This is a genomic window from Microcoleus sp. S13_C3 (genome assembly GCF_036700905.1).
Taxonomy (GTDB): Bacteria; Cyanobacteriota; Cyanobacteriia; order Cyanobacteriales; family Microcoleaceae; genus Microcoleus.
In genome coordinates, this window is the sequence record NZ_JAUBPT010000092.1 from 20,367 (window position 1) to 33,111 (window position 12,745).

11 protein-coding genes and 1 pseudogene are annotated in these 12,745 nt (G+C 44.9%); 5 read left to right on the top strand and 7 right to left on the bottom strand.

All coding sequences use genetic code 11. The features are described from left to right. Positions 1-67: 67 nt before the first annotated feature. The 7 genes from QUA16_RS22935 to QUA16_RS22965 form a co-directional block, all read right to left on the bottom strand. The gene (locus QUA16_RS22935; protein WP_333106004.1) at positions 68-2,131 is read right to left on the bottom strand and encodes a C-terminal helicase domain-containing protein; all 2,064 of its coding nucleotides are present in this window, start codon (positions 2,129-2,131) and stop codon (positions 68-70) included. 33 nt (positions 2,132-2,164) lie between these two features. After that, positions 2,165-3,493: a phospholipase D-like domain-containing protein gene (locus QUA16_RS22940; RefSeq protein WP_333106003.1), complete on the bottom strand. Its 1,329-nt coding sequence runs from the start codon at positions 3,491-3,493 to the stop codon at positions 2,165-2,167. A 206-nt stretch (positions 3,494-3,699) separates the two neighbouring features. Next, entirely contained in the window at positions 3,700-4,491 is a 792-nt protein-coding gene (locus tag QUA16_RS22945) for a Uma2 family endonuclease (RefSeq protein WP_333106002.1), read from the bottom strand. Positions 4,492-4,579: 88 nt separating this feature from the next. Next, entirely contained in the window at positions 4,580-4,891 is a 312-nt protein-coding gene (locus QUA16_RS22950; protein WP_333106001.1) for a type II toxin-antitoxin system RelE/ParE family toxin, read from the bottom strand. Then, positions 4,888-5,112 carry a hypothetical protein gene (locus QUA16_RS22955; protein WP_333106000.1) on the bottom strand — a complete coding sequence of 75 codons (225 nt, stop codon included), beginning with the start codon at positions 5,110-5,112 and terminating at the stop codon, positions 4,888-4,890. The genes QUA16_RS22950 and QUA16_RS22955 overlap by 4 nt, the downstream gene beginning before the upstream one ends. 50 nt (positions 5,113-5,162) lie before the next feature. Beyond that, positions 5,163-6,416, bottom strand: a complete 1,254-nt coding sequence (locus QUA16_RS22960) for an FAD-dependent oxidoreductase (protein ID WP_333105999.1) — start codon at positions 6,414-6,416, stop codon at positions 5,163-5,165. A gap of 138 nt (positions 6,417-6,554) precedes the next feature. After that, a complete protein-coding gene (locus QUA16_RS22965) occupies positions 6,555-6,677 on the bottom strand; it encodes a hypothetical protein (protein WP_333105998.1) in 123 nt (40 codons plus the stop codon). A gap of 55 nt (positions 6,678-6,732) precedes the next feature. Between QUA16_RS22965 and dnaK the strand changes: the two genes are divergently transcribed. The 5 genes and pseudogenes from dnaK to QUA16_RS22990 all read left to right on the top strand — a co-directional run. Further along, positions 6,733-8,853, top strand: a complete 2,121-nt coding sequence (gene dnaK / locus QUA16_RS22970; RefSeq protein ID WP_333105997.1) for a molecular chaperone DnaK — start codon at positions 6,733-6,735, stop codon at positions 8,851-8,853. 131 nt (positions 8,854-8,984) lie between these two features. After that, entirely contained in the window at positions 8,985-10,145 is a 1,161-nt protein-coding gene (locus QUA16_RS22975) for a J domain-containing protein (protein ID WP_333105995.1), read from the top strand. A 106-nt stretch (positions 10,146-10,251) separates the two neighbouring features. Further along, entirely contained in the window at positions 10,252-11,202 is a 951-nt protein-coding gene (locus tag QUA16_RS22980) for an Rpn family recombination-promoting nuclease/putative transposase (protein WP_333105994.1), read from the top strand. A 140-nt stretch (positions 11,203-11,342) separates the two neighbouring features. After that, positions 11,343-11,522, top strand: coding sequence for a hypothetical protein (locus QUA16_RS22985; protein WP_333105993.1), 180 nt, complete (start codon positions 11,343-11,345; stop codon positions 11,520-11,522). Between the two features lie 300 nt (positions 11,523-11,822). Then, positions 11,823-12,745: pseudogene (locus tag QUA16_RS22990) on the top strand (transposase); the annotation flags it as partial.

The following is a 12,745-nucleotide window of genomic DNA, read 5'->3' on the forward strand; positions in this document are numbered from 1 at the left end:
ATTTTCAATTCATCAGTCGTCTTTAGACGACTTTCGCTATTAGACAGGGAATTCATTCCCTGGCGGACTAGCTGGATGGTGAGAGGAATGGCGGACTGACAGCTTTCTCCTGAAACAAGCCTAAAGAACAAATAATCATTGGTTCCCGTTTGTCTTCGTCTTCATTGACTATACACAAACGGTCATCCATCCGCAAACCCACGACTAATTCTGCTAATTGTCGATCGCCAATACCGCTTTTTAACTGCCGATTTAACGTGTCAATTGCCGACGGGCGCAGGGGATAGCGGTAAATTTCATCAATGGCTTTTGACAATTCATCGGATGCAAATATTGTACCATTCATTTCCTTAAAGTAACTCTTCAAACGTTCATAGGTTCGGAACCGGGCCCCGGAAGGCCTGCCCAATTGTCCGCCCGCAGTCAACTCTTCTTCTGCTATCAACTCTGCACCTTTTGTGACTAATTCGTGATGCTGTTTGTCTCTGGTAATTGCTGGTGTCGCTTCGTCGCAGGCTGCAATTCTGAGGATTCCGAGTTGCGATTGACTAACGCTATTGCCATCGCGATCGACCCAAATTAACGAATCATTTCCCTCGGCGGTTTTCATGTACAATAAAACTCCTTCTGGTTGCAAGGGTGCGGGAGTATGATTGCGAGTTGAATAAACTACATTTGGCATTGACTCAATGGTTTTTTTCAAAATTGGGTTGTTGTCAGTCGCATTTTTCCAGATTTGAAAAGCTTCCGATGTTAAGTCAACTTCGGCATCTTCTTCGCCGTCTAAAATTCCTGATTTTTCATTGTAAATATCGAGAATGACTTGAGGTGAGTCATCCTCAAAAAATGTTTCATCAGTTCCGACGACTTCGGCATTTTCTTGCAAGCGTCGGCGCAGTCTTTCGCGCAGGTTGATAATGCGATCGACTCCTTCGTCTGGCAAAAACGAATAGCACAAAATGCGAGCGGCTTTTTGACCGATTCTATCCACTCTTCCCGCCCGCTGAATTAACCGAATAATTGCCCAAGGTAAGTCATAATTAACGATAATCGCACTGTCTTGTAAGTTGTGACCTTCACTCAGAATGTCGGTGGCAATTAAGATTCGCAATTCTCGTTCTGGGGAGATTTTGTCACGCTTACCGTTGCTAGTCGGACTAAACCGAAATGTGAGCTCGGTGGGGTCTTTTGATTTACCTGTCACCGATGCAGCGCCCGCAATATTTAGCTTAGTTAAATTATCAGTTATATAGCGGACTGTATCGGCAAACTGAGTAAAAATTAATACTTTATCATGGGGGTGAGTTTCTGTGAGCAATTTCACCAAAGCAGCTAACTTTTCATCGGGTTGAGAATGCCATTTACCGCAAGTTTGCAAAACTTCTATCAGACAGCGGGCATCTTCTAGCAAATCCCGTTTTAACTTCTTGGTATCAAAAAAGTCAGATTTGAGCCATTTAAATCTGCGCGGGTAGCGCGTTTTATATTCTTGATAAACTACTTCTGCCCGCTGTTTAAAACTCTTTTCGCTTGACAGTAATTCGGCTTCGATATCTAAAACTTCGCCCGCATCATCTTCGATTTCTTCGCTTTCAAAACTGCTAACCACCACTGAATCAGCATCTTCATCGCTGTTGCGGGTATCCAACAAGTCTGCATCCTGGGTGCCGATCGGAATATCGGAGTTTTGGTCGATCGCATATAAGTAGATAAAATTCCGCAGGATGTGGCGCTCGATCGACTGAATGAAGGCACTACCGCTGCTTTCTAGCCGTTTAAACAGGTTTGTCCGCGAAAATCCCATTAACCGCCGACCCCCACGGAATAAGGCATTTAACTGCCGCTGTTCTGCTTCAGTTGGCTTTTGTTTGGGTTTTTTGGCGATGTAATTTCCCAGCCCGTAACGCGGCAGATTTAGTGCATTGATGACTTCGACAATTTCCTCAAAGTCAAGCTGGGAGTTAGTTGCGGAAGTTTCCGAGGAAAACTTAATGGTTTTGGGAAGGCGATCGGGAAAATAGGATCGCGTGCGATCGGCAAATTCTAAATATTTGCGCTTCTTCTCTGCGTCAGTTTCCGCATAATTTTCTTTGATAAACGAGCGAGTGCGCCTCACCATGTAGTGCTTCATCAAATCTCGCCAATCATCAGGATGTTCGCTTTTTTAAAAAGCAGCTAAAGAGCGCACGGAACATTGATGCCGCTTAATAAATTCTAACTCTCCTTGACTGCCTCCGCCCAATTGATTTAGCAAAGCTTCGGGCCGCAGTCCTAAATTTGGGTCTTCAGGAATAAACAGCCGCAACTGAGAAGATAAATCTAAATAGGTTTTGTTGTAGGGAGTTGCTGAAAGCAAAATACATTTACTTTCGTTGATTGCAATATATTCTTGAATCGCTCGATATCGCTTGCCTTCGCGGTTTCTGAGGTTGTGACTTTCATCAATTAACACAACTCGATAGCGACGCAATTCTGGCAATTCTTGCTGTACCAGACTGATCGATAAAACTTTTGCCAGCAGGCGATATTTGTCTGCATACTCTTGCCACATTTTGACTAAGTTTTTGGGACAAATAATCAGGGTTTCCAAGAAACAGTCTTCTTGTAAAATTTTGGCGATCGCAGTACCGACTAAAGTTTTACCCAACCCTACAACGTCGCCAATAATCACGCCTCCCCGTCTGGTAATGTGACGGGCGGCTAACTTAACGGCTTCTTCTTGAAACTGAAATAAACCCTTAAAATCGCGGGGAATCTGAAACTCAGCAATACCTGCGATCGCCTCGCGGGACAAATGATAGACAATGTTGAGATAGATGTGATAAGGTGGAATTAGTTCTGCTCTCGCCCAACTGCGATCGATAATTTCTGCGAGTTCTTTAGAAATATCAACACAGCCGTATTCTTCCCAGCGATCGTCAAACCATTTTTGCAACTTATTACAAGCATCAAAATCTAAAATATCAATATTCAATTCCCCTTGTTTCGATAGTCCCGATAAAGTCAGATTGCTGCTGCCCAAAAAACCTACAATTGGGCTGTTTGGGTCTTGACGGTGAACGAGATACAGCTTAGCGTGCAGTGGGTAAGCTAAGAATAATTTAACAATGACTTTTCCGCTTTTAATCTGATAGCTTAACCTGCGTAAGCCCTCCTCGTCGCGATCGTTGGGAGCGCCGATCGTCAACTGATGGCGAAATTCCTCAGCCATCCGTTTTTTCAGCCGAATAATGGCATTCTTGTCAATCCCCCCGTGATGGGAAATCAGGCTAAAACTAGCATTCAATTCATCGGCAGGCAAAGTTTGCATTCCCACCAAAAGGCGGCAGCAAGCTCCTTGGTTTCCCACATATGCTTCTATTAAATCGCCAATTCTCCGCCATCCCCTGAGATTGAAATAGCCCACGCAAAAATCTGCCCGATAGGAGAGTTTAATGGTGTCTCGCAATGCTGGTAGCAGCGGCAGTTCAATGTTGTCAAAAATGCGCGGCACTGGGTTTCCTCTGTTATATTAGTTGTAAATAAAAAAGTTTGTAGTAAGGACTTTAGTCCTTAAAAAATCACAGGGAAGGACTAAAGTCCTCACTATAGCAATCCTTGCAGGAGTCGTAAACTTTTTACCCCACCCCAACCCTCCCCTTATCAAGGGGAGGGAGTAAGAAATTCACAAATGATGCGAGGATTGCTATACAAACGTGCTTACAATTCTGGTTCGATTCCGGCCGATCGCAATTGAGCGCGCAATTGCTCTAATTGGTCTTCTGCTTGTTGAGCTCTTTCTTGTTCGCGATCGGCTCTTTGCCGTTCTTGTTCTGCTCTTTCAAAACCCGATAACAACAGATTCCCTTCACTATCCCACCAGCGCAACCAAGGTAATTCCACATTTTGATACCTTCCTTGCCAAATTCCCAATTCCACTCCTAATGGTTCAATGGGATAATGACCGCGCTCATTTGCAGCAACTAATTGATACCTATTTTCGATCATGTGATAGACTTCAACGCTAGCCTTGGCTACTTCATAAATTCCGTAAAATGCCGGATGGATGACATTTTCATAAATCCAGAATTTTCCCGGCTTAGTTTCCTGTTGACCCGATCGCAATAAAGGAGTTCTGTCCCGTTCTTCCGTCCCATTGCCCGATACAAATTCTAACACAATTAACGGTGCTACAAATTCTTGCCACATCACATAAGAACGGCGCGATTGACCGTCAATAGTTGGCGGGACATTGGGCACGTAGAACCAGTCTGGCGCTTCTGCACCGCGTTCTAGCGGCTCAGTTAATCGCCAATAAATGCCGCTGTCTTGACCGATGCAATAGTTACCGTCTGGATGAATGCTTTGGAGGACGGGAGTAATTGAATCTGTTAGTAAGATGCTTTGGGGATGTTCTTGAAAGTTTTTCACAAAAGTACCGTCGGATTCTGGTAGCTGAGTGTGGTCGGGCCAGCCTGTAGGGTTGTTTTCTATATCTAAGGTGAATTTCATAGTTTTATTTGGATTGTAGGTGTTTTGGCGATCGAGGTTTTAATTGCAATTAGAGTGGAATCAATCTTTTTGTTCAGTAGTAGGTTTTTTAATCATCGCTGTCCTCTAAATCTGTAAGCAATGTTTCTAAATCTTCATAGTTATAAGGCGGGCGTTTCCGCACCGTCAATATGTCTACAATTTTATCTGCTTCTGTGATTCCATAAACTATCCGCCAGTTATCAATTCGCAGACGCCACAAATCAAGCTCAAAAGAAATATCAAGCTGTTGGCTCTGAGATGGGCGAGGATTTTCTGCTAAGTTGCGAATTGCTTGTCGCACTCGCTGTCGGATATTCCCCGGCAGGCTTTTGATTTCTTGAAAGGCCTGGGGTCTGATGTAAACTGTGTAATTACTCACTCTAGCTCCGATTCCACATCATCCCATTTCAACCAACCGGCACGATCGCGATTTCCACCAGCAGCTTTTAACTCATTTAATGCTTGTTTGGCACTTTGCAAATCTTCTAAAGTCTCTAACCATTCGATGAGTGCTTGCCAAGTTTCGACATCTAATACAGCAACTTGTTTGCCTTTTATCTTGAGAAATTCAACAGACTGCAATACTTCTAATCCGGTCATTGAGGCTACCTCTATGTTGATGATAGGTATAACTTAAGTATAGGTGTATCTCATTGATTTTGCACCCGAACCCGGTTTAATCCAAAACCAATTAATCGCGCTGGAATATTTCGCAAAATTGGTAACTGCAACAAAAGTGGCGGTGTAAACGGTCGATTTGTATCTAATGCCCCCTTAATAATTCGCTCCTGTACAAACGATTGAAATGCTTGAATGATGCGTGTGGGCAACTCTCGCTGTCGCTGCACTTCTGCCAAATCCCACAGATGCAAGTGATGGTTTTTCAGGGGGGCGCTGAGTACATTAGCCGCGACGACAGCATCTTGAATAGCATAGTTAATTCCCACACCGCCTACGGGCGACATGACGTGGGCGGCATCCCCAATTAAGAGCAAACCGGGACGATACCAGCGGGGAAGGCGACTGGATTCAACCGACAGAAAAGAAATTTGCGACCAATCTTTCAGTTGCTCGACCCTATCTGCAAATTCTGGTGCTAATTCAGCAACAGCTTTTTGCAAAGCTTCTATTCCTGATTCGCGCAATTTCTGATACCTGCCTTTCAGAATAATGTAACCGAGTTGCCAATAATCCAAGCGGTCAATTATGGCTAATAAATGACCTCCAACAGCTCGACCTCCCACGCCGAAATCTTGGACATCATGGGGACTGCGCGGCAAACGAAACCAAAGGACATCCATCGGCGGGGAAGTTTTAATCGGTTCAAAACCTGCTAATTGGCGCAGGCGGGAAAAGCGACCGTCTGCACCGACAGTCAGGGTCGATCGCACTTCATGCCATCCCCCGCGTCCCCGGTATCGAATTCCGCACACAACGCCATTTTCGACGATTGTTTCTTGGACATTAGCTCCCATTACTAACTGAAAACAGGGGTAGCGCTGCGCTTGGGCAGTGATGAATTCGAGAAACTTGACTTGGGGAAGGATAGTGATGTAAGGATACTTGGTTTTGAGACAGGCCAAATCTACGAGTGTGGCGGTATTGCCAGCAGCTTGGATGGTGAGTTGGCGCATTTTTGTATGGGGCAATTCCAGCAATTTTTCTGCTAAACCCAATTGATCCATAATTTCCATTACTGACGGATGCAGGGTATCGCCGCGAAATTCGCGGTCAAAATCTTTGTGTACTTCTAGCAGCATGACGGGAATTTTTTGCCTCGCTAAAAGTAATGCTAAAACAGCACCCGCAGGCCCACCTCCGACAATGCAGCAGTTGGTATGCTGCACGTCAACTATCGAGTGTTCTTGAGAGGATTCTGAATTCTGAACAGAGTTGACAGTCATATTTTTATGTTCCTGTTTGCTCAACAATCCTGCTAGCTGCTTTGAGTTTAGCAAAACCCAGTAGTTAATCAATTTTCTAATTTTTTTTGCTTTCAAAAGATGGGCATACACGGCTTTCCTAAGTTGACACTCCTACTCCTAAAGGCGATCGCACATCCAGCAGCGGAGCGATCGCACCCAACCAACCCCAGCCGCTAGGCCCAAGTGAGGCAATCCCCCTGCAGCCCCCGCTTCTCGACGCGGTACAATAAGTGCAATCATACTTAACGCTTATATTGAAAAAGTTACACACAACGCCACAGGAGACAACAGACGCATGGGTAAAGTAGTTGGCATTGACCTCGGAACAACAAACTCAGTAGTAGCCGTCATGGAAGGCGGCAAACCGGTTGTGATTGCCAATGCAGAAGGGATGCGGACAACTCCCTCGGTAGTCGCTTTCACAAAGGAAGGAGAACGCCTTGTGGGACAGATGGCCAGACGCCAGACTGTTCTCAATCCGCAAAACACCTTTTACGCCGTCAAGCGGTACATCGGACGCAAATATACTGAACTGACTCCAGAATCAAAGCGCGTCCCTTACACAACTCGCCGCGACGAAAACGGGAACATCAAAATCAAGTGTCCTCGCCTGAAAAAAGATTTTGCCCCAGAGGAAATTTCGGCGATGGTTTTGCGGAAACTGGCCGATGAAGCCAGCCGCTATCTGGGACAAGAGGTGACGGGGGCTGTAATTACTGTTCCCGCTTATTTCAACGACTCGCAGCGACAGGCGACGCGGGATGCTGGACGAATTGCCGGACTTGATGTCAAACGGATTTTAAATGAGCCGACGGCGGCTTCTTTGGCTTACGGTTTGGAGAGGCGAGAAAGTCAAACTATTTTAGTGTTTGATTTGGGCGGCGGTACTTTTGATGTGTCGATTTTAGACGTGGGAGACGGAGTATTTGAAGTCAAAGCAACTAGCGGCGACACTCAATTGGGTGGCAATGATTTTGACTCCAAAATTGTGGACTGGTTGGCAGAACAATTCTTAGAAAAAGAAGGAATTGATTTGCGACGCAACCGGCAAGCTTTGCAGCGCTTGATCGAAGCTGCAGAAAAAGCCAAGATTGAGCTGTCGGGAGTCGGTGTCACCGAGATTAATTTGCCGTTTATCGATGCGAATGAAGACGGGCCTTTGCATCTGGAAACGCGACTAACTCGCGGTCAATTTGAGGGGCTGTGCACAGATTTGGTGCAGCGGTTGCGGCGGCCGGTGAAACAAGCTTTGGCTGATGCAAGTTTGAGTCCTTCTCGCATTGATGAAGTTGTGCTAGTCGGTGGTTCGACTCGCATTCCTTTGGTGCAGGAAGTTGTTCGCAGTTTGATCGATCGAGAACCGAATCAAAATGTCAATCCCGATGAAGTTGTGGCGGTGGGTGCGGCAATTCAAGCGGGTATTTTGGGTGGCGATGTCCGCGATGTGCTGCTGTTGGATGTAACGCCGCTGTCGTTGGGTTTGGAAACTATCGGCGGGGTGATGAAAAAACTGATTCCTCGCAATACTACTATTCCCGTCAGGCGATCGGACATTTTTTCGACTGCTGAAAACAACCAAACTGTGGTAGAAATTCACGTCATCCAAGGGGAACGGGAATTAGGCAGAGATAATAAGTCTTTGGGACGGTTTAAACTAACTGGAATTCCGCCGGCACCGCGAGGGATTCCGCAGGTGCAAGTAGCTTTTGATATTGATGCTAACGGGATGCTGTTGGTGACTGCTTTGGACAAAACTACCGGCAGGGAACAAAGCATTACTGTACAAGGTGCTTCGACGCTGACTCAGCAGGAAGTGAATCAAATGATTCGCGATGCGGAACAGTTTGCTCAAGCTGATAAGTTGCAGCGGGAAAGGGTAGAAAAACGCAATCGCGCTGAAGCTTTAGCTTATCAAGCGGAGCGGCAGTTGCGAGAAGTTGCGCTCGATCGCGGAATGCAGTTTGCTCAAAGAAGTCGCCAGCGAATTGAAACTTTAATTCGGGAATTGCGAGACAGTTTGGAACGCAATGATGAGCGGGGAGTTGACCAAGTTGGTTCGGATTTGCAGGATGCTCTTTACGATTTGAGCCGGGAAGTTTCCGCGTTTGCTGATGATGACGATGATGATGATTTCTTTGAGTCTGTGAAGCGGACTTTTACGGGCGACGGTACCAAGCGGCGCAGCGATGACAACAGCTATTATCAAAATGCTAAACCGTACAGGCGATCGACTGTCGATCCAATTCCCGATCGCCCATACGATCGAATGGGCGATCGTATGGGCGATCGTATGGGCGATCGTATGGGCGATCGTATGGGCGATCGTTCATACGATCGTAGAAGCAGTGCTAATCGCCCCACTCGCCCTTATCAAAATCAAAGCGACGATTGGGATGATGACGACGATTGGCTGTAATTAGTGGTTAGTCATTAGTCCCTAGTCATTAGTCCCTAATTTGAAGCAGGGAAGCAGGATGACTAATGACTAATGACTAATAATTAATGACTAATGACTAATGACTAATAACTAATGACTAATGACTAAATATGCAGAATTTTCGCAATTACTATCTAATTTTGGGAGTACCCAAAGATGCCACGGCTGATGAGATAAAAAAAGCCTATCGACGGCTGGCCAGACAGTTGCACCCTGACGTAAATCCAGGTGATAAATCTGCTGAAGATAGGTTTAAGGATATTAATGAAGCTTATGATATTCTTTCCGATCTAGACAAGCGCGCTCAATACGATCAGTTTAGTAAATTCTGGAAACAAAAGGGATTTCAAGGAAAGCAAGGGGTGCGACTTCCCAATTTCAAAACTTGGGGAAACGGTAAAGCTACCCGCAAAAAACCGGCCGAAGAGGTCGATTTTAGTGATTACTCGGATTTTAATAAATTTCTCGACCAAGTGCTCGGAAGGCGCCGGGAAGTGAGGATGGCGACAGCGAATGATGCAGCGGGAGTAGCCTCCTCTGAACCGTGGAGTACGGCTTCTAAGAAAACGAGTTATGTTGCTAATTCTCGCCCACCTAGAAGGGATTTTGACGATCGCGAAATGCGACGGGAAACAGTCGATCGCGAAATGCGACGGGATGTGGACGATCGCGAAATTCGACGGGATATAGTCGATCGCGAAACCAGAAGGGATGTGGACGATCGCGAAATGCGACGGGAAACAGTCGATCGCGAACCCAGAAAAGACATTGAGGCCAGACTAACTCTGCCTTTGGAAAGGGCTTATTCGGGCGGTACCGAGCGAATTCGTTTGGAAGACGGGCGAGCGATCGAGGTGACTCTGCCTCCTGCTATGGTATCAGGCCAGCGGATTCGCTTGCGAAATCAAGGTATGGGCGGCGGAGATTTATATTTGAAAATCACAGTTTCTCCCCATCCCTTTTTTCGATTGGAAATGTCGGATATTTGCTGCGAATTGCCACTGACTCCCAGCGAAGCGGTGTTGGGTGGAGATATTGAAGTACCGACGCTAGACGGCTTGGTAAAGATGAAATTGCCACCGGGAGTAACGTCTGGAAAGCGGTTGCGCCTGGCTAACAAGGGCTATCCGACAGGAAATGGCGATCGGGGCGATCAATTGGTAGAAATTCAGGTGTTAATTCCCAAAGAAATTAGCGAGGAGGAACGGGAATTATACGAAAAGTTGCGGCAGGTTGAGACTTTTAAACCCCGTCAAGATTTGTCGGTATAAATTTTTAGGGTGCGCGATTCACACTGAAGACCTTGTTGGTATAATGTAATAGGGTGAGCCTCCCGCACCTGAAGCCTTAACTATTACAAATTTACCCATTACCTATATGTTCACATTCATCAATCCTAAGACTGATTTTGCCTTCAAAAAAATCTTCGGTTCTGAAAATAGCAAAGACATTCTCATTAGTTTTTTGAATGCCTTGCTGTATGACAATCAGCCCACCATCGAAAGTTTAGAAATCGTCGATCCTTATTCATTACCGCTAATTCGAGGTCTTAAGGATACTTACTTAGATATTAGAGCCAACTTAAATGACGGCACAACTGTCATTATCGAGATGCAGGTTTTGAACGTAGAGGCTTTTGAAAAGCGAATTTTGTACAATGCAGCTAAAGCTTATTCCACCCAATTAGAAACAGCCGATCGATATGTAATGTTAAATCCAGTGATTGCCTTGACAATCACTGATTTTGAGATGTTTGAGGATTTTGACAAAGTAACTTCGCGGTTTGTTCTGAAAGAAAGAGAGTTTTTAAGTGATTATCCTATTTACGATATCGAATTAGTTTTTGTTGAATTACCCAAGTTTAAAAAAAGTCTGGAGGAGTTAGAAACTTTGACCGACAAATGGCTTTATTTTCTCAAAACTGCCAGAGACTTAAACACAGTACCTGAAACAATGGAAGTTGTACCAGAAATCAATAAAGCATTTGCAATAGCAAGTAGAGCTAATTTGAATCGTGACGAGTTAAGTGACTTGCTAAAACAGGAGATTTATATCCAAGATCGGCGGGGTGCAATCTCTAAAGCAGTGCGAATAGGAACAGAAAAAGGCAGAGAAGAAGGCAGAGAAGAAGGAATCAAAACAGGACAAATAGCACTGATTATTCGTCTATTGGAACGTCGTGTAGGTGCTGTTACTCCCGAAGTTCAAACTCAAATCGGGGAATTGTCGATCGCACTTTTGGAAAATCTAGCAGATGCCTTGTTAAATTTTAACGACATATCAGATTTAACAGCTTGGCTGCAAACACAAGATTTACCCGCCGAATAGCCGTTAGCGGAGCCCTCGAAGAGGATCGCACTTTCAGCAATCCCGGATCGCATAAGTACAATTACTGTTGTGATTCTTCCTGAACTAGCAGAGAATTAATACTAAGGTAATTTTCCCACAATCAGGAGCAGTCTGCCGCCATGACTCAAATGCCCCCTCAATGCAACAATCTGCAAGAGCAAGTTGACTCCTTACTGCAACTGCTGCGTCAGGAATCCTCTTTGCGACAACAAGATATCACGGCGGTACAAGCTTCTCTGAAAAAGGCCATTGGTAACAAGTTAGAACGGAGTAGATTTTGTCAATACCCCTTTATGTAGAAATATAATTGAATAATAATGATAATCAAACAAGGGGTAAGGGTGGGAGAGTCCGCCGTCGGCGGACTCTCCCACCGGCAGCGATTATCATTATTAATAAGTTGTTCGCCTACTCTAGTCGCGGGCGATCGATCATAGTTGCGGGCGATCGATCATAGTTGCGTGCGATCAATAATAGTTGCGGGCGTTGGTATTATCAAATGATAGAATTGACAAATAATTGAGCGATTGTGTAGGTCAGCAAATATGGCCAAGAATCAAAAAACTAACCGTGACCACGCTAAAAAAACTCACAGGCCAATGATGGAAGAAGAGGTAATCGCCTCGCAACTATCTGCATTATTAACACCAGCCATCACCTCACAAGAAAATTACTACCGTCAACTGGGTTTACGAGGGAGAATTCTCAACTTACCGTTGATGGTAGCAGCAGTATTAACCTTGCTGTGGCGAGACGTAGCTGGAGTGACAGAACTCACAAGAATGCTGGCAAGAGAAGGTTTTTTGTGGTGCCGACCCACGACAGTCACTCAACAAGCAATGTCGAGCGAGATTTTTAAGTTTTCCTGCCACTTTATTTGAAGGAGTTTTCAAAAATTTATTACCAAGTTTAAGAAGTGCTTGGTACAAGAGAAACCAACGACCTCTACCAGAAAGCATTCAATTTGCCTTGAGCAAATTTTCGAGAATTTGGATAATAGATAGCTCAACGCTCGAAGCATTGTTTTGCAAGCTCAAAAGCTTAGAAGATATACCAAAAGGGCAGTTGGCAGGGAAAATGGCAACAGTCATAGATTTAATGACTAGGCTTCCTGTCGAAATTTGGTTTTGGGAAAATCCCAGAGCTTAGTCATGTTAAGCTTGCAGAAAAAATCAGACAATTAGTGCCAGCAAATACCTTACTATTACTGGATAGAGGATTTTATCATTTTAACTTTTGGCGGCAGCTAATTGAACAAGACATCCACTTAGTAACTCGATTGAAAAAAGGAGCATCAATTAAATTAGAACAAGTATTTACCAATAGTTACGACCTGCGAGATAGTCGGATTCGTCTGGGGTCAGGAACTGCAAAAACTCCATTTATCACCTTACGTCTGATTGAAGTTCGTTCAGACAAGGTTTGGCATTCCTATTTGACAAGCGTACTAGATCCTCATGTATTACCTCCCTACGTCGTCGCAGATTTATATCGTAGGCGCTGGAGAATTGAAGATGCTTTT

Bases quoted from the DNA above. Each gene is read 5' to 3' on its own strand.
- QUA16_RS22960 (WP_333105999.1), bottom strand. From the start codon at position 6,416: ATGACTGTCAACTCTGTTCAGAATTCAGAATCCTCTCAAGAACACTCG.
- QUA16_RS22955 (WP_333106000.1), bottom strand. From the start codon at position 5,112: ATGACCGGATTAGAAGTATTGCAGTCTGTTGAATTTCTCAAGATAAAA.
- QUA16_RS22985 (WP_333105993.1), top strand. From the start codon at position 11,343: ATGACTCAAATGCCCCCTCAATGCAACAATCTGCAAGAGCAAGTTGAC.
- dnaK (WP_333105997.1), top strand. From the start codon at position 6,733: ATGGGTAAAGTAGTTGGCATTGACCTCGGAACAACAAACTCAGTAGTA.
- QUA16_RS22935 (WP_333106004.1), bottom strand. From the start codon at position 2,131: ATGAAGCACTACATGGTGAGGCGCACTCGCTCGTTTATCAAAGAAAAT.
- QUA16_RS22965 (WP_333105998.1), bottom strand. From the start codon at position 6,677: ATGATTGCACTTATTGTACCGCGTCGAGAAGCGGGGGCTGCAGGGGGA.
- QUA16_RS22980 (WP_333105994.1), top strand. From the start codon at position 10,252: ATGTTCACATTCATCAATCCTAAGACTGATTTTGCCTTCAAAAAAATC.
- QUA16_RS22975 (WP_333105995.1), top strand. From the start codon at position 8,985: ATGCAGAATTTTCGCAATTACTATCTAATTTTGGGAGTACCCAAAGAT.
- QUA16_RS22945 (WP_333106002.1), bottom strand. From the start codon at position 4,491: ATGAAATTCACCTTAGATATAGAAAACAACCCTACAGGCTGGCCCGAC.